General features: G+C 38.8%; 17 protein-coding genes. 3 read left to right on the top strand and 14 right to left on the bottom strand.

The genetic code is table 11. From position 1 onward, the window contains the following. Positions 1-230: 230 nt before the first annotated feature. The 12 genes from JOC76_RS27115 to acnA form a co-directional block, all read right to left on the bottom strand. The gene (locus JOC76_RS27115; RefSeq protein ID WP_205181920.1) at positions 231-1,946 is read right to left on the bottom strand and encodes an NAD-dependent malic enzyme; all 1,716 of its coding nucleotides are present in this window, start codon (positions 1,944-1,946) and stop codon (positions 231-233) included. 196 nt (positions 1,947-2,142) lie between these two features. Beyond that, the gene (locus JOC76_RS27110; RefSeq protein WP_239557998.1) at positions 2,143-3,111 is read right to left on the bottom strand and encodes a 2-keto-3-deoxygluconate permease; all 969 of its coding nucleotides are present in this window, start codon (positions 3,109-3,111) and stop codon (positions 2,143-2,145) included. 241 nt (positions 3,112-3,352) lie between these two features. Next, on the bottom strand, positions 3,353-4,060 hold the full coding sequence (locus JOC76_RS27105) for a response regulator (RefSeq protein WP_205181919.1): 708 nt from the start codon (positions 4,058-4,060) through the stop codon (positions 3,353-3,355). Further along, on the bottom strand, positions 4,053-5,657 hold the full coding sequence (gene dcuS, locus JOC76_RS27100; protein ID WP_205181918.1) for a DcuS/MalK family sensor histidine kinase: 1,605 nt from the start codon (positions 5,655-5,657) through the stop codon (positions 4,053-4,055). The genes JOC76_RS27105 and dcuS overlap by 8 nt, the downstream gene beginning before the upstream one ends. Positions 5,658-5,764: 107 nt before the next feature. After that, positions 5,765-6,517, bottom strand: coding sequence for a sulfite exporter TauE/SafE family protein (locus JOC76_RS27095; protein WP_372442019.1), 753 nt, complete (start codon positions 6,515-6,517; stop codon positions 5,765-5,767). 129 nt (positions 6,518-6,646) lie between these two features. Further along, positions 6,647-7,885 carry a sensor histidine kinase gene (locus JOC76_RS27090; RefSeq protein WP_205181917.1) on the bottom strand — a complete coding sequence of 413 codons (1,239 nt, stop codon included), beginning with the start codon at positions 7,883-7,885 and terminating at the stop codon, positions 6,647-6,649. A gap of 8 nt (positions 7,886-7,893) precedes the next feature. After that, positions 7,894-8,565: a response regulator transcription factor gene (locus tag JOC76_RS27085; RefSeq protein WP_205181916.1), complete on the bottom strand. Its 672-nt coding sequence runs from the start codon at positions 8,563-8,565 to the stop codon at positions 7,894-7,896. Positions 8,566-8,605: 40 nt separating this feature from the next. Continuing rightward, entirely contained in the window at positions 8,606-9,436 is an 831-nt protein-coding gene (locus JOC76_RS27080) for an RnfABCDGE type electron transport complex subunit D (RefSeq protein ID WP_205181915.1), read from the bottom strand. A 1-nt stretch (position 9,437) separates the two neighbouring features. Next, positions 9,438-10,313, bottom strand: coding sequence for an FAD:protein FMN transferase (locus JOC76_RS27075; protein ID WP_239557996.1), 876 nt, complete (start codon positions 10,311-10,313; stop codon positions 9,438-9,440). A gap of 1 nt (position 10,314) precedes the next feature. Further along, entirely contained in the window at positions 10,315-10,779 is a 465-nt protein-coding gene (locus JOC76_RS27070; protein WP_205181914.1) for an FMN-binding protein, read from the bottom strand. Positions 10,780-11,164: 385 nt separating this feature from the next. Beyond that, positions 11,165-12,358 carry an NADP-dependent malic enzyme gene (ystJ, locus tag JOC76_RS27065; RefSeq protein ID WP_205181913.1) on the bottom strand — a complete coding sequence of 398 codons (1,194 nt, stop codon included), beginning with the start codon at positions 12,356-12,358 and terminating at the stop codon, positions 11,165-11,167. Positions 12,359-12,703: 345 nt separating this feature from the next. Then, on the bottom strand, positions 12,704-15,427 hold the full coding sequence (gene acnA, locus JOC76_RS27060; protein WP_205181912.1) for an aconitate hydratase AcnA: 2,724 nt from the start codon (positions 15,425-15,427) through the stop codon (positions 12,704-12,706). 182 nt (positions 15,428-15,609) lie between these two features. Here acnA and JOC76_RS27055 point away from each other — a divergent pair, with 182 nt between their 5' ends. After that, on the top strand, positions 15,610-16,479 hold the full coding sequence (locus JOC76_RS27055) for a LysR family transcriptional regulator (RefSeq protein ID WP_205181911.1): 870 nt from the start codon (positions 15,610-15,612) through the stop codon (positions 16,477-16,479). A gap of 109 nt (positions 16,480-16,588) precedes the next feature. On the opposite strand, the gene JOC76_RS27050 is transcribed toward JOC76_RS27055, so the two are convergent. Beyond that, positions 16,589-17,578: an NAD-dependent epimerase/dehydratase family protein gene (locus tag JOC76_RS27050; RefSeq protein ID WP_205181910.1), complete on the bottom strand. Its 990-nt coding sequence runs from the start codon at positions 17,576-17,578 to the stop codon at positions 16,589-16,591. A gap of 38 nt (positions 17,579-17,616) precedes the next feature. Further along, entirely contained in the window at positions 17,617-18,924 is a 1,308-nt protein-coding gene (locus JOC76_RS27045) for a UDP-glucose dehydrogenase family protein (protein WP_205181909.1), read from the bottom strand. Positions 18,925-19,216: 292 nt separating this feature from the next. Between JOC76_RS27045 and JOC76_RS27040 the strand changes: the two genes are divergently transcribed. Both JOC76_RS27040 and JOC76_RS27035 read left to right on the top strand, forming a co-directional pair. Continuing rightward, entirely contained in the window at positions 19,217-20,299 is a 1,083-nt protein-coding gene (locus JOC76_RS27040; RefSeq protein ID WP_205181908.1) for a CotS family spore coat protein, read from the top strand. A gap of 9 nt (positions 20,300-20,308) precedes the next feature. Beyond that, positions 20,309-21,877 (top strand): glycosyltransferase (locus JOC76_RS27035; protein ID WP_239557995.1); only part of this gene is annotated, 1,569 nt, incomplete at its 3' end.

Genomic DNA, 21,877 nt, shown 5'->3' with positions numbered 1-21,877 from the left:
CCCTCAGTTGATTGATCTTATATGTCATATATTTCAATATCAGCTCATTCATTTTATCATGCAAAGAAGCAAGAAACATCATCTAAAAAAAATCCCAACCTTTTTCACAAAAGAGAAACAGATCTATTAGGAGAAGACATAAAAAAGAACAGATTCGCTTCAAAGAAACGTCTGTTCAAAAATAATATCATCTTATACCAGAAGTACAGGCATTTTATCTAACTATTTAATCATGCATAGGAATGAATGTTTGTCCAAATACCTACGCTCTTTATTTCCTTATACTCAGGCTTCCACATAGCCTCTTCAATTGCAGTCTCAACATCTCGGATATCCGCTCTTGCAATTCCTTCGTGTATCGCCGCATTGACTACTTCAATGGCTACGTATTTTGAGACCTCATGAAGTTTTTCAATGGATGGCAGCAGGGATGCTCCAGGTGTGCTGGTGTCTGACATTTTTGCAACCGCATAAGCAGCCGCTGCGAACATTCCTTTTGAGATTACTTCAGCTTTTGCAACAATAGCTCCAAGACCTAGGCCTGGAAATACAAATGCGTTATTTGACTGGCCAATTTCATAGGAAACACCGTTGTACTCTACATTGGCAAACGGGCTGCCGGTTGCAATTAGGGCCTTGCCATCTGTCCATTTCATCAGGTTTCCCGGCACCGCTTCAGTCAATGCTGTTGGGTTGGACATCGGCAAGATGATAGGACGCTCAACATGCTTGGCCATTTCTTTCACAATTTCCTCCGTGAAGGCACCGGCTTGTCCAGAAGTACCAATTAGAATGGTTGGTTTCACCCTCTGAACGACTTCCATTAATGAAATAATCCCATCCTCATTCTTATCCCAGTCTTTTACTTCTTCCGCCCTTCTTACATATGGCTTCTGGAAGTTCAGTACATCTGTTGTTCTATCTGTTAGTAATCCCCGATAGTCAATAGCCCAGAAACGGTCATAGGCTTCTTCCCTTGTCAGCCCTTCAAGAACCATTGTCTCTGAGATTTGGTCAGCTATACCGATGCCGGCAGCACCTGGTCCGAAGACAACAATACGCTGGTCCTTCAGATTAGCTCCTGTTACTTTCATTCCAGACATAACAGCCGCAAGGGTAACGGCACCTGTTCCCTGGATGTCATCGTTGAAGGTAAGGATGTTGTCACCGTATTTGTCCAAGATTTTACGCGCATTCACGTTGCCAAGGTCCTCCCAGTGAAGAAGCACCTCTGGAAAGAACTTTCTTGCATTCTCAACGAATAATTCAATGAATTGATCATAACGCTCACCACGGACACGAGCGAATTTGTTACCAATATAGATAGGATCAGCAACCAAAGCCTGATTGTTCGTACCAACATCCAGCACAACTGGCAGCACTCGACTTGGATCAATACCAGCTGCCGCTGTGTACACGGCAAGTTTACCAATCGCAATATTAATACCGCCTACTCCTTGGTCCCCAATACCCAAAATACTTTCGGAATCAGTAACGACAATTAAATCAATGCCATTTTTAGGCTGTCCAAGATTTTGAAATGCCTTTGCAATGCCCTCAGGATCATCAATCGACAGATATAAGCCACCCGGGCGGCGGTAGCTATGAGAGTATGACTGGATCGCTTCACCGACAGTAGGAGTGTAGATGATCGGGAGCATTTCTGCTAGGTGTTCTTTCAACAATCGGTAAAACAGCACAACATTTCGGTTATATAGATCATAAAGCAATCCGTGTTTAAATAGGTTCGTTGTCCGCATCGAATATTGTTCATAAACCCTATTTACCTGTTCATCAAGGGTGAGTACTCGAGGTGGTAACAGACCGTCGAGTCCAAGCTCTTCCCTTTCCGCTTTCGTAAAAGCCGTTCCTTTATTCAAAAAAGGATTTGAGAGAACTTCTTTTCCTTTTAATGTTGTAATAATAACATTCTCAGGTATATTCATGATGTTTCCTTCTTTCTATTCTTAAAAATAGCTATTCGTACAATACCGGAACATAGGTTTCTTACCTATCTATGTTAATAACAATTTCCTTATCTCACTAGGTTTTTTAATTTAATGACTCTTTTTTGTAATTAAACAAAGCAGCCAGTAAAGATTGGCTGACTGCTTTGTTCTATCTTCCACTCTGTCTTGTTTATCAGGCTGCCCTTGCAATCGATTGTTTCTCCTTTTTCCTTTGAGACCTTTTAAATACATAGCTCACAATAATCGGACAGATGATGGCAGATATGACACATGCAGCTGCAACTTGTGCAGTAGCTGTTGGTGCTATTGCAAGTAAAGTTGGATCTGCAGCCGCCACAACAGCTGGTGTAGCTACCGCATTTCCTGCCGTTGACCCTGTTCCTAAACCAACGATAGGGTTTTCTTTGAATAACTTTAATAGGATGTAAGCTCCAATTCCAGTAAATGAAGCGATTAAACCTAGTAATATACCAGGGCCTCCAGCATGTACGATAGTTGAAAGATTCATTCCGGCACCTAATGGGAATGAGAAGAATGGGATTAATAATAATTTACTGCTTCCAAGGAACTTTCTCATATCAGGATCAATATTTCCTAAAATCATTCCGATAACAATTGGAATTAATACTCCTATAAGTGTTTGAAAAGGAATGGAAGCAAGACCGGATGCACCTAATGCCACTAATGTGAAAAATGGACCATCTTTTAAAGAAAATAAAGCATATGCGCCTACATCTGTTTCGTCACCATACGACGAAGCAAGAGATGCATATAACCCGCCATTAGCATTTAACAACGCTGCAAGGATGGCTAATGGTGTTAATCCTAGTAATCCGGCAGGCCCAAAAATCGCTGCTACAGCTAAACCAATACCAGCACCTACAATAAATTTTCCTGTTAATAATATGGCACCTTTTTTTAATGCCTTTGGTGCTAACTTAAAATTTATCTGTGAACCAATTAAAAACATAAAACATGCCAAAATGGTTGATGATGCTTCTTTACTAAATAATGCTGTTGTAAAACTTCCAATTTGTAAAACCTGTGGAAAAAATGTATTTGTTAATACACCTAGAAAAAGTGGAACAACCATCAGACCACCGGGAATTTTATCGAGCGTTTTCTTAATAGGAATTTGCATTTTTAATCCTCCTAAAATAGTTTTTTTAATCTAGCAAAAAGAGATTATTTTCTACTACTTTTTAGCCATTTCTACAATCACTTCAGAAAGCGATTGCAATTCTCTTGCAAACCTTGCCGTAGTTTAATCCCCTTTGTCTTGCTACATGTCTATCATATTCCCAAATAAACCGTTTTCATAGATTATGAAAGTTTAATAATTCTTTTTGTAAATAAAAAAAGTAAGCAGTTTCAAAAACTGCTTACAGAAAGTTTTTTATTAAGTGCTCTTTAAATTTGTTATATTCATGCTGGTATACAGGTCTACCGACGGTTCCGTAGATAACCTTGACTTCAAGGATTCCTAAATCCTTTAGGAAATTAAGATATTTTCTTGCCGAAACCCTTGATATTCCTACCACATTTGCGACTTCATCTGTAGAAAAAGGCCCGTCCTTCAATTCTTGAATCGCATCCCATAGCTGCTTTAAGGTATCCTTCGTCAACCCCTTTGGCAGTTCTTCTGCTATAACAACTTCGTCTCTGTGCAAAAGCAAGTTATCGAGCTCCTGTTGACTAACCGAATCCTGTTTATCAATGAACCGAGTTTGCTCAAGATAGGTATTTAGTGCAGCGTTAAACCGTTCAAACTCGAAAGGCTTAATTAAATAGTCGACAACACCATACCTTAATGCCCTCTTAATTCGTTCAAGATCTGTAGCTGCTGAAATGATGATGACATCAATTTCAAGGTCATTTTTCCGAAGGTGCGCTAACAGCTCTAAACCCTGTTTTCCCGGCATAAAAATATCCAGAAGAATGAGCTGAATATCATAATTATCCAAAAAACGGGTGGCTTCAGCCACTGAATTGGCTGTTGCAGCCAATCGGAACCCATCAATTTTCGCAAGATATTGTTTATTGATTTCCGCTACCATCGGGTCATCTTCGACAATCATTACATTAATCATTCGATTCATCCTCTGCATCATAGGGTAAATAAACGGCAAAATTTGTTCCCTTTCCAGGCCTAGACGAAACAATCAGGTCCCCTTCAAGCCTTTCAATTGCCTGTGCCAAAAGATATAACCCAAACCCGCGATTATCTCCTTTCGTAGAAAATCCTTTATCTAATATTTTGTTTTGGAGTGATTTCGTCATTCCCATCCCTGTATCATTAACTTCGATTGTTAAAATATCCTCTGCATAATCAAGTTTAAGTTCGACTTTTTTGTTGGGACTGTCCACAATTGCCTCCATTGCGTTATCAAAGAGATTTCCAATGATGGTGATCAGCTCATGTGTGATTTCCGGATCTGCAGGCATTGGAAGTTTACTTACACAATCAAATGATAGAGAAGCACCTGATTCTCTGGCAAAGCTTAGTTTGCCAATTAAAAATCCAGCAAGAACAGGGTCTTGAATTTTCTTCGTTACAAAGCCCATTTCTGTTTTCCGGTGGTTAACCGTTTCACTCACATAGTTAGCAAGTGTATCATATTGTTCAGTTCGAACCAGGCCAAGGATGACATGAAGTTTGTTCATGAATTCATGTGCCTGAGCACGGAGAGCATCCGCATAGTTACGCACACCGGTGAGCTGTTCAGCCAACAGTTGAACTTCGGTTTTATCACGGAATGTAGCGACTGCTCCCACCGGCTCATTTTCCACAACCACCGGTACCCTGTTTACTAAAATGGTCACCCCATTCAGGTTTTGTTCTTGATCCAAATCGGTTTCACCCGATTTTATAATGCGTGTTAACCGCGTCTCTGGCAAATAAGCTTCAATGTTCTTACCCATAGGGTTCTCTTCAAGACCGGCTCTCTTAAAAAGCTTAATGGCTGCCCTGTTGACAAGTGTGATTTTCCCTTCTTGGTCGATGGCTATGATTCCCTCACGCACAGACTGAAGTATGGAACTACGTTCTTCAAGCAGTTTAGCAATAGCAAATGGCTCGAGTCCTAAAAGGATTTTTTTGATGTATCTTGCCAGGCCCACTGCACCGATTACCCCTATTAGGATTCCGATTAACGTCCCAATAGCGATTCCCATCCGTCCTTTATCTACCGCCTTTGTAACGTTTTCTAAAGAAATTCCTACAGCAACCGCACCGACTTGTTTTCCTTGTGAATTCTTTATTGGAGTAAATGCCCTCATTGATGGGCCTAGTATGCCTTTTGAGGTCGATACATACTCTTTCCCTTGTAGGACAGGCCCTTCATCTCCTCCCCTAAAATGCTTCCCCACTTCACTAGGATCCGGGTGGGAAAGACGGATTCCTTTCATGTCCATAACCACAACAAAGTTAACATTCGTTTTATCTTTAACTTGGTTGGCAAAGTCTTGTACTACCGTCTTGCTTGTTGCTCCATCTAAAGCATTAATCGCCATCGGGCTTAGGGACATCATTCTTGCAACATTGAGGGCTTTTTCTTTCTCTGTCTCTTCCACGCTAGAGGTAATTCTTTTACTAATTATGAAGTCAGTTATTAAAAGTGATAAAGCGACGACAATGCATACAAATATAATAATAATGGCTTGTAAACTAAACTTGCCTTTCTTCATAAATTCCTCCAGGTAATTTCATAATAATAGTATGTATAAGACTTATGCATAAAATGACAAAAGACCGCTTAACTCATAAATGAGCTTTAAGCAGCCTTTATCATAAATCATCGAATGAGCAAAATGGCACCCGCCATAATGGGGGTGAGTACCATTGCACCTTTTAAAATCGGCAGTGGCACATTGTTGGTAAATTTGGCCCCAATATAAGAACCAATCATCGTTCCAACCAGTACCTGGACCAAAAGCAAGACGTTGAAATAGCCCTCAAAATAGTAGCCTGACCCGCCAGCAAAAGCGATAGGAAGAATGACCAACATCGTTGTGCCAACTGATTCTTGTACAGAAAGGCCTAACACAATCATCAATCCAAGCTGGATGAATGGAGCAGACCCAATACCAAACGTTCCAGATAAAATACCTGTCACAATACCGACAGACGCTGCTCTCATTAGAAAGCGGCCAGTTGATCTCGTTTTCCTATTATTTGTCTCTTTAAGCCTATTTACTATAAAAAGACGAATCATCAGCATCACAGCGGATAGGAACAACATTCCAGCCGTGAGAAAGTGGAGTGAATGAACCGGAATCCATACGGCAATCTTCGAACCAACAAAGGACATAATCGCCCCAAAGGCACCTACCGTTATTCCTGTTTTCACATCCATATTTCCCTGCCGGTAATGGCTGTAAGCACCGGACATAGTCGTAAACGCCATTGCAGCCAGAGACGTACCTAAAGCTGTCTGGATTGGCACTCCAAAAACAACGGTTAACAGAGCAATGATAAAACCGGATCCTCCGGCACCAATAAACCCTAGTAATATACCCATTAAAAACATAGTAAGTGTGATAGTCAAAGATGTCGCCCCCAAACACACTTTCATTTCAGTAGAAATTTGACCAAGTTTATTATAGCATCTGTTACTGGCAGGACGCTTATTGTAATTAAAAAAAGTGTTTAGGTGGGGGGACATACTCCTAATACCTTAGAAGTCTACTTTCTTTACCGGAAATTGAACCATAACCTGTGTTCCTTCTCCTTCTTTACTTATCACTCGAATTTTCCCTGAATGGGATTGAACAATCCATTGTGCTATCGAAAGACCCAAACCAGAACCCTCTATATGTCTTGTTCTTGATTTATCTCCACGATAGTATCGATCAAAAATATTGGGAAGGTCCTGTTTTGAAATACCAATTCCTGTATCCACCATATCAATAATGGCACGTGAACCTTTAACTTCCCCACTTATGGAAATCTTGCCATGGTCTTTGGTGTATTTAAGCGCATTGTCTAATAAAATGACAAATAGCTGCTTTATTCTCTCTTTATCACCGATGATTCTAATGGGCTGAATGTCCGCAGTTAACTGAATATGTTTTTGAAGTGCTAGTCCATTAAAGTCTCTTACCACTTGATTAAGGATTTCATCTAACAGAATAGGCTCCTGCATCACCTGTAATGGAACAGCATCTGAACGTGCCAATGTCAGTAAATCAGTGGACATCTTGGATAGATAATTTAGTTCTTTTATAGTTTGATGAATGGTCTCACTTTCCTGTTCAATACTACGGTCTGGATGGCGAAATAAATGCTCTAAATTAAGCTTCATGACGGAAAGGGGTGTACGCAATTCATGGGAGGCATCGGCAACAAATTGCTGCTGCTTATCCCAAGACTTTCTGATTGGTATTAATGCCTTGTTAGCAAGATAGATTCCACCAAGAAGAGCAATAAACACACTTATTAGAGAACCAAACCCAATCACCATGAGCAAATGGGATAACATGTCATTTTCACGTTTTAAATTATAGATAATTTGTATCCTTTTTACCGAATCCTGGGCCATAGACATATTTAAATATTTATAGGAGTTTCCATCCACTGTGATGGTCTGTATTCCTTCCTTATTCAATAAAAAGGAAAATCCGTCTGCAACTTTTTTTGAGAGAGATTTCTGAGGAATCATTTGATAGAGTTGATTTTTCTCGTCCCAGAGCAAATAAGCCAGTCTATGATTCTCTTCCCTCTCCGGATTTAATTCTTTGCTTAGTCTCTCATGTTCCCCAAGGAGATGTCGTTTCTTTTCAGATATAGTTGTGTCCACTTGATGATACAAACTATAGTGCATGTAAAAATAAATCATGGCTCCAAAGGCATTTTGGAGTACAAAAAAGACAAGAGAATTTAGGATAACCAGCCTAAGTTTTGTCCGTTTAAACATAGCTCTTATTACTCCTTCAACATGTATCCCACACCACGAACGGTTCGAATAAAACCATCAAAGTTGAAGGGAGCTAATTTTTTTCTAAGATAATGGATGTAAAGCTCTACAATTGCATCCGTTGTTTCCGATTCAAGTCCCCAAACCCGTTGAAAAAGCTGATCTTTCGTTAAGATCTGCTCCTTATTCTGAATGAGATAATAAAGTAACTCGTACTCTTTTATCGTTAACTTTAATGGATCCTCGTTGATAAATCCTTCATGCTGGTTGGTATCTAAACGAATGGGACCATACGTTATTTTACCTTCTATTCCAATCTTACCGGCACGGCGCAGTAAAGACCGGATCCTTGCTAAAAACTCCTCCGTCGCAAAAGGCTTTACGATATAATCATCTGCACCTAAATCCAAGCCATGGACTTTATCCTCGATCCGGTCCTTTGCTGTAAGAAATAATATGGGGGTTTGACAACCTTCACTGCGTAATTTCTTCATGACAGTATACCCATCCATGATTGGCAGCATGATATCAAGTGTAATAAGGTCGTACTCATTTAATGCAGCCATAAGGTAGCCTTCTTCCCCGTTTTCCGCCTGGTCCACCTGGTACTGCTCTTCCTCTAATATTTTTGAAATGATTCTTCTTAAGGGCAAATCATCTTCTACAACTAATACATGCATGACTGTTCATTACCCCCTAACTATATCGTTAGTATATTGTTCATTTTCCAAGAACTCTATGTCCTGAATTAACTCTTTGCATTTTGGCAGCAGACTTTACAGAAGATAATCTTTTATTAAAATAACTATAAAGATTTCCGATAAACGCCCCAATATACAAATACGTCAGCCCTCCAAATATTCCATAAACAATGGTGCCTGACACCGCCGCAAGAATACCAAAAATAACCTGATTCCTAGGTTTAGCTGGTGATGTAGGGGGATCAGTAAGCATAAAGAAGGCAAAAAACAGAGTCGCATTGATAAATGGCGGACGTAGTGCATCCGATGCATCACCTATATTAAGAAGCCCCATGAAAAATAGCAAAATAAAAGAGGTCCCCAAATAGGAAAGTACTTGTGGATATTTGTTCACTCTGTCAGTCACTAGATAACCGCTAATTAAAATAAAAATAATCGTCCATACTGGAAGATCACCAAAAGCTCCCCACCAGCTTTGGCCCGTATGAAAGAGAAAGATGGAAAAGAATAAGCCAAATGCTGCTGGATTAAAAATGGGTTTTTTCTTATAAACTAATAGATGCTTAGATAAAATAGCTATCATGGCAGTGGCCGCTACAACAGGCCACGAGGTTGTGAAACCTAAAATCATAGAAATAATGAAACCGGTAATAACGGTACTATCTCGGCTGCTTTTCCGTTTAAAGATGGCGCAATAAACGAGGTCTGTCAAGAATGCTGCACCAACCGAAATCAAACTATTTTTAACTCCCATCCACGTTAGTGAACCTATTGATGCGACTATAAGGTAGAGAATCATGGCGATGGCCACATATCCCTTGGGTGTTCTCATCCATTTCTTTGCTCCCAATTTAAATCTCTCCTATTCTTTTGATTTGTAATTCTGGAGTAATGAATAATCCTTTTAATTCAAGTTCTTCCATTACCAATTGCCCCTCAGGAAAAAAAGAGACAGTTGAAAATGCATCTGCCATCATGGCAAATGGAGCAATAATACTACAGCTAAGACATTCATTTGGGGAGATTTTTGTTTTGGGATTCATAATATGATGTCGATTCTTATTCAATGGGTTTACCCGTTCATAACTGCCAGAAGTACAAATGGCCTCATTGCAAATTTGAATCATTTCAATGATTTGATCTTTTTGGTACGGATGCTGAATGCCAATTTTCCATTTATTAAGCTTTGCATCCGTTCCACCAGCAAATAAATCACCACCCGCATTAACAATAAATCCCTCAAATTCCTTCAACTCATTAACAGCCAAGTCAATGGCAAATCCTTTGGCGACTGCCCCTAAATCAATGACCATTGGTCTTGTTATGGTTAATGTCCGTGTTTCTGGATTTAGATGGATATCCTTATAATTAACAAATTCATCTGCAATGCTTTGCATTCTCTCACCCGTCAAATAATGGCGATTAAATCCTTCTTCCTCCATTACCATGCCTATCGTAGGATCAAATAATCCATCTGTTAATTTCGCGATTTCTAGCGCAAAAAAAAGAGGCTCATATAAAAACGGACTTATTTCGACAGGTGTTCCGACCTTTTGGCAGGCCTGCATCAACTCGCTCGAAGTGGTAAAGCGGCTGCAGGCTTGTTCTACTTTTTTAAATGTTGTAAATGCACGTTCTATTTTATCTTCTATTTTTTCCACCCGTTTTCTAGAGATCACTTCAATTTCTACAACGGTGTCCATATACAATTTTGTTTTCTTCATCATTTTAACCTTGTTGGTTTCTGGCCTGGTCTAGTGCCTGCTGCACTGCATCCTCAAACGCTTGTGTGCTATAGGTTGCCCCAGATACATTGGTTACTTGAGCACTTTGATTCTTAAGTACTTCATCAGGGAGACCCACCACGTCACTTTCCGAATAGTGCATGGCAAAATCTCTAATTTCCACATCAGTAATCTTGTCGTTTTTAAGGGTTACCTGAACACCAATCGAACCGCGCCTGTTCCAGCCAGAACCTGTAAATATGCCATCCTTATATATCTTGTTCGATGGAGTGACCTTCGGAGTATTTCTTGTGTTATCGCTGTTCGTAGTATATTTTTGCATTGTTTTCTCAATATGAACTGGTTGGCCTTGAGCAGCCTGGGTATCTGTTGTAAAATAACCTGCTGCATATACTGCTGCAACCGCTGTTGAACAAAGGAGTACCCACTTTTTGTCCTTTTTTTTCATATGATAATCCTCCTAACAACAATGTTTGTTACAAAAAGCAGTATAATCGGGCAACCTTAGAATTTTCTTAGAAAGCTAATCATTCCTCAGAAAAACATTACTTGGAGGGAAGTCTGTTTACCTTTGTCATAAGAAAGCGCAAGCGCCTTGGTCAGCCCCGACAAGCTTAAGACGCTCCCAAAAGGAAGGCGCTTTTTGCCTTCATTTTGGGCGTGGCTTAAGACCTCGAGGGGCTAGGCGCTGGAGCTAGACAATTCTCGAAGTCTTTTTTTTACTTCCATATCATATAAAAAAGGAGGCTTCCCATAAGTTTTGTAAACTTATGAGAAGCCTCCATAATTATCTATATAATCTTAAGAAAATGTTATTAGGTAACCGAATTTTGTTACACGGTTACAAAGGATTTCCTAGCTACACCTGTTTCTACAGCGGCAGTCGCAACAGCTTTTGCTACCTCAGATGCAACTCGGTCATCAAAAGGGTTAGGTATCACATAATCTTCTGATAGTTGTTCTTCTGAAATGAGCGAAGAAATGGCGTAAACTGCAGACTTTTTCATTTCTTCATTTATTTCTGTTGCTTGAACATCTAGAGCTCCCCGAAAAATCCCTGGAAAGGCCAGCACATTATTGACCTGATTTGGAAAATCAGAACGTCCTGTTCCAATTACTTTTGCTCCTGCCGCTTTTGCCTCATCTGGCATTATTTCTGGAACAGGGTTTGCCATTGCAAAAATAATCGCATCTCTTCTCATGGATAAAATCATTTCCTTTGTTAATGCACCTGCAACAGATACACCAACAAAAACATCTGCACCGACAATTACTTCCTCTAAGCTTCCCTCTGCATTGTTACGGTTCGTCTGTCTAGCAAGCTTTTCCTTAAATGAATTCATGCCATATTGACGATTTTCATAAATGGCACCTTTTGTATCACATAGAATGACATCATACACACCAAAACGATTTAGCAATTGAGCAATGGCTACACCCGCAGCACCCGCACCATTTATTACGACTTTGATTTCGTCCATTTTCTTATCTACTAGTTTAAGAGCATTTACTAATCCGGCAACAGTTACAATGGCTGTACCATGTTGGTCATCATGAAAAATAGGGATATTGGTTTCTTTTTTCAAGCGTTCTTCAATTTCAAAACATCTTGGAGCTGAAATATCCTCTAAATTCACCCCGCCAAATGTTGGTTCAAGGCGTTTTACGGTTTCAATTATTTCTTCAGCATCCTGTGTATTTAAACAAATAGGGAATGCATCTACATTAGCAAAATTCTTAAATAAAGCTGCTTTGCCTTCCATTACTGGCATCGCTGCTTCCGGCCCAATATTCCCAAGCCCTAATACCGCCGAACCATCTGATACAACGGCAATGGTGTTGCCTTTCATCGTATATTCATATACTCTATTTGGATTTTCATAGATTTCCATACAAGGCTCCGCGACACCAGGTGAATACGCCAAGCTCAAATCATTTGCGTTTTTAATCTCTACCTTTGCTTTCACTTCTAATTTCCCTTGTTTATCCCGATGCATTTGTAACGCTTTGTCTCGTAATGTGTCCATGATTACCTCTCCCTTTTCAAGAAATATTACTTTCGATCCAAAAATTGTCCCAATCCTTTATTAAAAGCCTTCTTTTGTTTTGCGCTCATTACAATCATCCTTAGAAGAAAACTACTTAACCACCTTGAAAACGCTTAATACTGAAGGCATAATAAATATAACCAAATCTTATAAATTAACAGACTACTTTCATAGAATTATTAATTAATTAAAGCCTTTTGGTAATTAAAAAAACCATAAGTTTTTCAAAAAAAAAATAAAGAAGTCCTACAAAATGACTTAATAAGCTATTTTCTAGGACTTCTATTCATTGCTTTGATTTCTTGCTGATTTTTGAACCCTGTGTTATGAAGGATTCAATAATTGACGAACCACCTTCTGCATAATCCCTCCATTACGATAATATTCAATCTCTACCACACTATCAAGACGTACGAATACCTCAAAATCAACACTCGTTCCATCCTTGCGTGTAGCATGAACTATCATCCTTTGTCCGGGTTTAACCTCATTAGATAAACCAATGGTTTCAAATGTCTCAGTTCCATCTAGTCCTAGAGTGGAAGCGTCCGTTCCTTCTACAAATTGCAAAGGAAGAACCCCCATCCCAACCAAGTTACTGCGGTGAATGCGTTCAAAGCTTTCTGCAATAACTACTTTAACTCCAAGTAAATAGGTACCTTTAGCTGCCCAATCCCTAGAACTTCCCGTACCGTACTCCTTACCCGCGATAACGACAAGGGGAATACCATCCTTTTGATACTTCATAGATGCATCATAGATCGACATGATTTCACCCGTTGGCATATATTTAGTAAAACCACCCTCCATCTCTCGGACCATTAGATTGCGGACTCGAATATTGGCAAAGGTACCACGGATCATCACTTTATGGTTACCGCGACGAGATGGATAAGAATTATAATCTTTTGGTTGAACTCCTTTTAATTGTAAATAAACGCCCGCATCACTATCTTCCTTAATGGAACCAGATGGTGAAATATGATCAGTTGTTACCGAATCCCCAAAAAGGGCAAGGGTTCTTGCATCCATTATCTCTCCTATACCTGTAGGCAGCTCCTCTAGGTTTCTGAGAAAGGGAGGTTCTTGAATATACGTTGATTTTTCATTCCACTCATAAAGGTTGCTTTCTGGTGCTTTAATATTATTCCATTGCTCATTTGCTTCATAAACAACCTCATACCGTTGGCGGAACATTTCAGGTCGAACTGCGTTCCCTAACCATCTTTTAATTTCATCCGAAGAAGGCCAAATATCTTTTAAGTACACTTTCTGTTGGCCTTGATCATGTCCGATTGGCTCCTTTGTCAAATCGACATTAACGGTTCCCGCTAAGGCGTAGGCAATAACTAAAGGTGGGGAGGCTAGATAGTTCATTTTTACTTCTGGATGTACACGACCTTCGAAGTTTCGGTTACCCGAAAGGACACCAGCTACTGTTAAATTATGGTCATTTATAGCTGAGCTTACCTCTGGAAGTAGTGGTCCTGAGTTTCCAATACATGTCGCACAACCATAGCCTGCTATGTGGAAGCCTAATTCTTCTAGATAACTTAAAAGCTGGGATTCCATTAAATAGTCGGTAACAACCCTTGAACCAGGTGTAAGGGAAGTTTTCACGTAGGCAGGCTTTTTCAATCCCTTTTCTACTGCCTTTTTAGCAACTAATCCCGTAGTGATCAACGCAGCGGGATTGGAAGTGTTCGTGCAACTTGTAATTGCCGCAAGCACTACTGATCCATTCTTAATAACCGTTTGCTCACCCGTCCTATGACTAATAATAACTGATTTCTCCAATTCCTCACCAGAAATTCCATAGCCACCTTCATTAATAGGTTTATAGACTAATTCACTATAATTTTGTTTCATTTTTGTTAGCTCAATCCGATCTTGTGGTCTTTTAGGACCGGCTAGGCAGGGTACAATCGTAGAAAGATCAAGTTCTACATGATCGGAATAATATGGTTCCGGACTATTACTTTCCATAAACATACCTTGAGCTTTATAGTAGGCTTCAACTAATGAGACTTGATCTTCTTCTCGGCCAATGAGTCTTAAATAATTTAATGTCTCTTTGTCCACCGGGAAAAAGCCCATTGTGGCTCCGTACTCGGGAGCCATATTGGCAATTGTTCCTCGATCAGCCAAACTCATTGTTTTAACACCAGGTCCATAAAACTCAACAAACTTGCCCACTACACCTTTCTTACGGAGTATATTTGTTATTGTAAGGGCAAGGTCCGTTGCAGTCGTTCCTTCCATAAGGGAACCAGTTAGCCTAAATCCGACTACTTCAGGAATTTCGAAATACAGAGGTTGACCTAGCATGGCAGCTTCCGCTTCAATCCCGCCGACCCCCCAAGCCACTATACCAAGTCCATTGATCATGGTAGTGTGCGAATCTGTACCAGCCAGTGAATCGGGATAGACCATTGTATTACCTTGTACGTCCTTTTGGGCAACAACTGTTGACAAATACTCCATATTAATTTGGTGCATGATTCCCGTTGCGGGTGGAATGACTCGGAAGTTATGAAAGGATTTTTGCGCCCACCGAAAAAACCTAAAGCGTTCCTTGTTGCGTTCAAAATTAATCTTTTCATTTAATGGCATTGCATCTGGTGTTCCAAAATAATCTACCGTAATGGAATGGTCAACCACAAGATCTACTGGAATTAATGGATTAACTTTTAAACTATCTCCTCCCATTTGATGTATTGTTTCCCGCATGGCTGCTAAATCTACTACTGCGGGAAGCCCAGTTGTATCATGTAGAAGAATACGTGCAGGCTTGAAAGGAATTTCTTGGTTTGGAGTTCGTTCCCTTGTCCAATTTGCCAGTTTGAAGATATGCTGTTTGGTAATGGCCACTCCGTCAAATTCCCTTAGTGCGGCTTCCAAGAGAACTTTTATTGAGTAAGGAAGCCTCGATACACTTCCAACCCCTTCTTCCTCTAAAGCTTTAATTCTGTAAAATTGATATTCTTTCCCATTTACTGAAAATGTGCTTTGAGCCCTATTTAAACCTTTTTGGATAATGTCATTCATAACATCTTTCCTCCGTTGAACAGACAAGCTGTGTTTACTGTAAAATGAATAATACTTTGTGTTTAGTTTCAGTTTATTGCAAAATGGAGTGAGATAAGTAATACCAATTTTTCATGGAATCGCATGAAATTTATATATAACAAGTCGAACTATTTCAACGCCAATTAACAGGATGTGGTCAAATGGATGATCGTGATTGGATGATTATACATACTCTTTATAAAGAAAAGAGCATCACCAAAACGGGGCAAAGTTTATTTATTGCACAACCAACCTTAACGAAACGTCTAAAGCAAATTGAAAAAGAATTAGAAGTAAGAATCGTCAACCGAGGAATTAAAGGAGTTCAATTTACTCCAGAGGGCGAATATTTGGCAAAAAAGGCTGAAAACATACTAAACAGTCTGCGCAGGATAAAAGAAGACCTTAAAAATTTCAATAATCAAGTCACAGGGACATTAAGATTAGGTGTTTCAAATTTTATTAGTAAGTACAAACTTCCAGCTTTGCTTAAACAATTTAAAGATCAATATCCACTAGTTTCATTTCAGGTAGAGACTGGCTATAGTCAAGATATTTTTAAACTATTGTATAATCAAGAGGTTCATATCGGTTTTATTCGCGGAGAATACACTTGGCCGGACCAAAAACATTTATTATTTGAAGAAAAGCTATGTATAGCCTCAAAAGAAAACATAAGCCTTGAGGGTCTTCCTCATTTGCCAAGAATAGATTATCGGACTGATTCCATCTATAAGCAATTAGTTCAAAATTGGTGGACTGAGCATTATAGTCAACCACCATCGATAGCAATGGTAGTTGACCAAGGTGATACTTGTAAGGAAATGGTTGTTAACGGATTAGGATACGCGATTATGCCTTCCTTATTTTTAGAAAATGTTGATAACATTCATAAATTTGATCTCTTAGATCATAACGGGAAAGCGATCACCCAAAAGACATGGATGTTTTATCATCAGGAATCCTTAGACTTAAATGTAGTTCGAGCTTTTGTGCAATTAATAGAAGGTCTTGACATGTATACTCTTTAGGAAAAATGGGGAGAGAATGAAGGAACCGAAGTGTTTATCTGTAAGCTATAGTGACTATCATAGCGATTACTTTGTTAATCGCTTTCAATTTGTTGTGCATTTTTAAACACTAAGTAATATTATGGTACTTTCTATACCACTCGACAAACTTTCTAATTCCCTCCTCGGCAGAAGTTATAGGTTTATAGTTAATATCCCTTACCAAGTCATTTATATCTGCATATGTTTCAAGAACATCTCCGGGCTGTAAGGGTAATAATTTCATAATCGCCTTCTTTCCGAGTTGTTCTTCGATCACTTTAATGAAGTCCTTTAGTTGGACAGGTTGATTGTTACCAATGTTATAGATTTTATAATAAGATATAGATTTGTCAGGTGGTCCCTTTTTTATTAGTCGATAAATGGACTCTATCACATCATCAATATAGGTGAAGTCTCTTTTCATATCTCCATAGTTATAAACCTCAATAGGTTCTTGGTTCAATATAGCATCCGAAAATTTAAAGTACGCCATATCTGGTCTGCCCCAAGGGCCGTAAACCGTAAAGAAGCGCAGCCCGGTTGTAGGAAGTTGGTATACTTGGCTGTACGAGTAGGCCAATAGCTCATTAGCTTTTTTAGTAGCTCCATATAAACTAACCGGATGATCCACACGATCAGTAACAGAAAACGGCATTTGTTTATTGTTGCCGTAAACAGAACTTGATGATGCGTAAATCAGATGTTTGATTGGATGTTTGATAGAGCATTCTAGAATATTTGCAAATCCAACAAGGTTTGATTGGATGTAAACGTGTGGATTTGTCAAACTGTATCTTACACCTGCTTGAGCTGCTAGATTCACAACAATGTCAATATCATATTGGTCAAAGAGACTTTCCATTAGCTCAAGGTTTTCGATAGAACCTTTAATGAACATAAAATTTGGATACTTCGCTAAAATGCTTAATCTATCATATTTTAAGTTAGTATCATAATAATTATTGATATTGTCAATACCAAGTACGTAGAAGCCTTCATCTAACAAGCGCTTAGAAAGATGGAAACCTATGAAGCCTGCACAACCGGTGACAAAGATATATCCAGTAAATTTCTCCATGTTTATTCCTCCTTTCATGGGTAGTTCTCCGTTCTAGATTAAGATTCAGGTGTACCAACTCCTACATACCGGTAGCCCAATTGCTCCATGACAGATGCATTAAGGGCATTTCTGCCATCAAATACAAGGGGGGTAGAGACAATATGAATAGCAGTTTTCCAATCAATATCAAGAATTTCTTGCCATTCCGTTACAATAAGGACAGCATCAGCTTCTTTTAATGCTTCAAGAGGATTGGATGCATAGCTAATAGAAGGATAAATTTTTTTGACATGTTCCATACCTTGCGGGTCGTATGCAGTAATAAGGGCATTATTTTGGAGGAGCTGATCCATTATTTTTAAGGAGGGAGCCTCTCTAATATCGTCTGTTTGAGGTTTAAATGTTAAGCCTAGTATAGCTATTCGCTTTCCTGAGAGTGGTCCTAAAGCTTGCTTTACTTTTTCCAGAAACCATTCTGTTTGTGTTTGGTTCACAAGTGAGACCGCTTGAAGGATATTTAAGGGAATATTATTTTCGGATGCCAATGCCAGTAATGCACTGATATCCTTCGGAAAACATGACCCCCCATAGCCTATTCCAGCTTGTAGAAACTGAGGGCCAATCCTGCTATCCATCCCCATTCCTTTTGCTACCTCTGTGACATTTGCTCCAATAGTTTCACAAAATCTTGCCATTTCATTTATAAATGAAATTTTAGTAGCTAAAAAGGCGTTAGAAGCGTATTTGATCATTTCTGCATCTATAGGGGTTGTAAAAAGGATGTTTGAGCTTGCATTTTCATACAATTGCTTCATCATTTTTTGTGCTTCCTTTGTTTCACAGCCAATAACAATTCGATCTGGATGCAGGGTATCGTATAAAGCTTTTCCTTCTCTTAAAAATTCAGGGTTCGAAATCAGGTCGAAAGATATCTTCAAATTTCGTCTTGCTAGTTCATTGAGTATTATTTTTTTGATTTTTGCACTGGTTCCTACTGGGACAGTACTTTTCATAACGATTACTTTGTATTCGTTCATTAAACTTCCAATCTTTCTTGCAACTTCTTCCACATAGGACAAATCAGCTTGTCCACCCATTAATGATGGAGTACCCACTGTAATAAAAAGGATGGAACATTTATCAATACACTCTTCCAATTGAGTTGTGAAAGAAAGGTTTCCGTTTGAAGTGAGATTCTTTAACAACTCTTCTATACCCTCTTCATAAAAAGGAAGGTTTCCCTGTTTCAGTTTTTTAACTTTTACTGCATCATGGTCAATTGCAAACACGTTATGTCCACTTAATGCAAGCGCAACACTTGTAGTAGTTCCGACATAGCCTGTCCCTATTACAGCTATGTTCATTCGTTTAACCTCCTTACCAATTTTCTAAATAAAATCTATATATTAAACTAGTTTATGAGCTCTATTAAGTATTTGAAACAGTTAAAAACCTATAGCTAAAGAGATTTTTTCTCCTCCAAATGGGGGTTTTTTTTATTACATCCGCTTATGGCCCTTTCCTTACTTATACTATTTCATATCATAAATTAAGTCTTTTTAAGGGTTCTGTAACTGTTATCCCGAGTTAGTTTCTAGCCAATCTTATTAAAAATAATTGTCTCCCTATTTGGGCGAACTACAAAGGAGGGTTATTTTGAAGGAAATAGTCATTCTTCCTTGGGAAGAAAGGGAAGATATAAAAATTTATATACCTGACTATATAAATACATTAGCAAAAGAGGTTATTAAAAATTATAACTTTCAGGTTTACAACATGGAGGCAGTCGCAACTAAGTCTGAACAAGGCGGAGCCATATGGAAACTTAGCACCAATAAGGGGCCGAAAAGTTTAAAGCTGTTACACCGAAGACCGACACGAAGTTTATTTAGCCTTGGGGCTCAAAGATATTTGGTTGATGTTAAAAGGGCAAGAGTGCCTGCTATTGTCAAAACAAAAAATGGACAAGATTTTATTGAGGCTGGTGGAAAATTGTGGTTTGTTGCTGAATGGATTGAACCACTGGCCCCGATATCCAAAGATTTAGAAGGAACAAAGCAGCTTTGTTACACTCTTGGTCAATTTCATGCTCAAACTAGGGGCTACGTCCCTCCAAATGGGGCTGAAATTGCTTCAAGATTATACAAATGGCCAAAGAAGTATGAAAAAATGATGAATAAAATGGATTGGTTCAGAAATTTGGCCAAAGCCTATCGGGAAATGCCTGCTAGTTCGATTATTTTAAATGTCATAGATCAATATGAAGATGAAGTTAGAACAAGTCTAAGTAGACTTAATCAATCTAAATATCTAGACCTAATTAAAAAAGGAAATGAAGAATGGGGGCTGGCACATCAGGATTATGGCTGGTCCAATGCACAAATGGGACCCAATGGAATGTGGATTATCGACCTGGATGGTGTCGCCTATGACCTTCCAATTAGGGATTTACGAAAGTTGATTACTGGTAAAATGGCGGAATTAAATAAATGGGATGTAACATGGGTTCGTGAAATGATTAAGGCTTACCACAAGGCAAATCCAATATCTCCTGAACTATATGAGGTTTTACTGATTGATTTATCTTTGCCAAATGAATTTTACAGATTTATGAAAGACATGGTGTTGGAACCTGAATTATTCCTAAATCAAACAACCGCAGAATTAGTTAACTCTCTTATCATGACGGAACAATCCAAATGGCCTGTCTTAAAAGCAATTCAAAACGATTGGAGGTAATAGGAAAGCATGAAAATCTTAATGGTTTGTACTGAAAAACTTCCTGTTCCTCCAGTATTAGGAGGAGCAATACAAACTTATATTTCCGGCATCTTGCCATTTTTAGGAGAATTCCATGATATTACCGTTTTAGGAATTAATGAATCATCCCTGCCGGAAACAGAAACGATTAATGGCATACATTATGTTCGTGTACCAGGAAAAATTTTTGAACTCTATCGAGACGGGGTTGTTCGCTATATTCAAAACAATCAATTCGATTTAATCCACATTTTTAACCGCCCACGCCTTGTTCTGCCCGTCCGGGAAGTTGCCCCTCACTCTAAAATCACCTTAAGCATGCATAATGATATGTTCAATTTGGATAAAATTGACCCGTCAGAAGCAAATGCCGTTGTACAAGAAGTATCAAAGATTGTTACGGTGAGTAATTATGTAGGAAATGTCATCCGTCAGCTTTATCCACAAGCTTCGACAAAGCTCCGAACCATTTATTCAGGAGTTGATACGGAACGATTTCTCCCCGGCAGCTATGCTAAAATGAAAAAAATTAGGAGTTCCATTCGCAAAGAACATGGCTTAGAGAACAAAACGGTCATCTTATTTGCAGGAAGACTTTCAGCTAACAAAGGAGTCGACAGATTAGTCAGAGCTTTACCGACTCTTGCTAAAAAATTTAAAGATTTAGCGTTAGTAATCGTTGGTGGTAATTGGTTTAGCCAAAATGAGATAACCGATTATGTAGCCTATGTGAGAGCATTAGCGGCTAAACAATCAGTACCTGTTGTGACAACAGGTTTTGTGAATTCATTTGAAATCCAAAACTGGTTTGCAGCGGCTGATTTATTTGTCTGTACCTCAATTTGGCAGGAACCACTGGCAAGGGTTCATTACGAAGCCATGGCAGCAGGCCTTCCAATCGTTACAACGGCAAGGGGAGGAAATCCGGAAGTTATACTTCCTAAAGAGAATGGACTTATAGTTGAAAATCCCGAGGATCCTGAGGATTTTGCCCAAAAAATAACCGAAATATTATCCGACAAAATGTTAATGAAAAAGATGGGAGAAAGAGGAAGAGAACTGGTTGAAACTGAATTCCAGTGGAAGAGAGTAGCAGACGAGGTCCTTGAAGTATGGCTACAAGCTGAAAATACTGAATCACAAGAAATAACACATAAGGATAACGATCAAGCAGAAGATGAAATAGGTAAATCTGAATTAGAGGGTAATTCAGAAAAAGATAATGACAGTAAGGAATACAAGAAAAATAAAGACAGTAACGGATACAAAAAAGATAAGTACAGTAACGAATACAAAAAAAATAAAAACAGTAACGGATACAAAAAAAATAAAGACAGTAACGAATACAAGAAAAGTAAAGACAGTAACGGATACAAGAAAGATAAGGACAGTAACGGATACAAGAAAAATAAAGACAGTAACGGATACAAGAAAGATAAAGATAGTAACGAATACAAGAAAAATAAAGACAGTAACGGATACAAGAAAGATAAAGACAGTAACGGATACAAGAAAGATAAAGACAGTAACGGATACAAGAAAGATAAAGACAGTAAC

It is taken from the genome of Neobacillus cucumis (assembly GCF_016908975.1).
Classification (GTDB): Bacteria; Bacillota; Bacilli; order Bacillales; family Cytobacillaceae; genus Neobacillus; species Neobacillus cucumis.
This window is presented reverse-complemented; position numbering and strand designations above follow the sequence as displayed.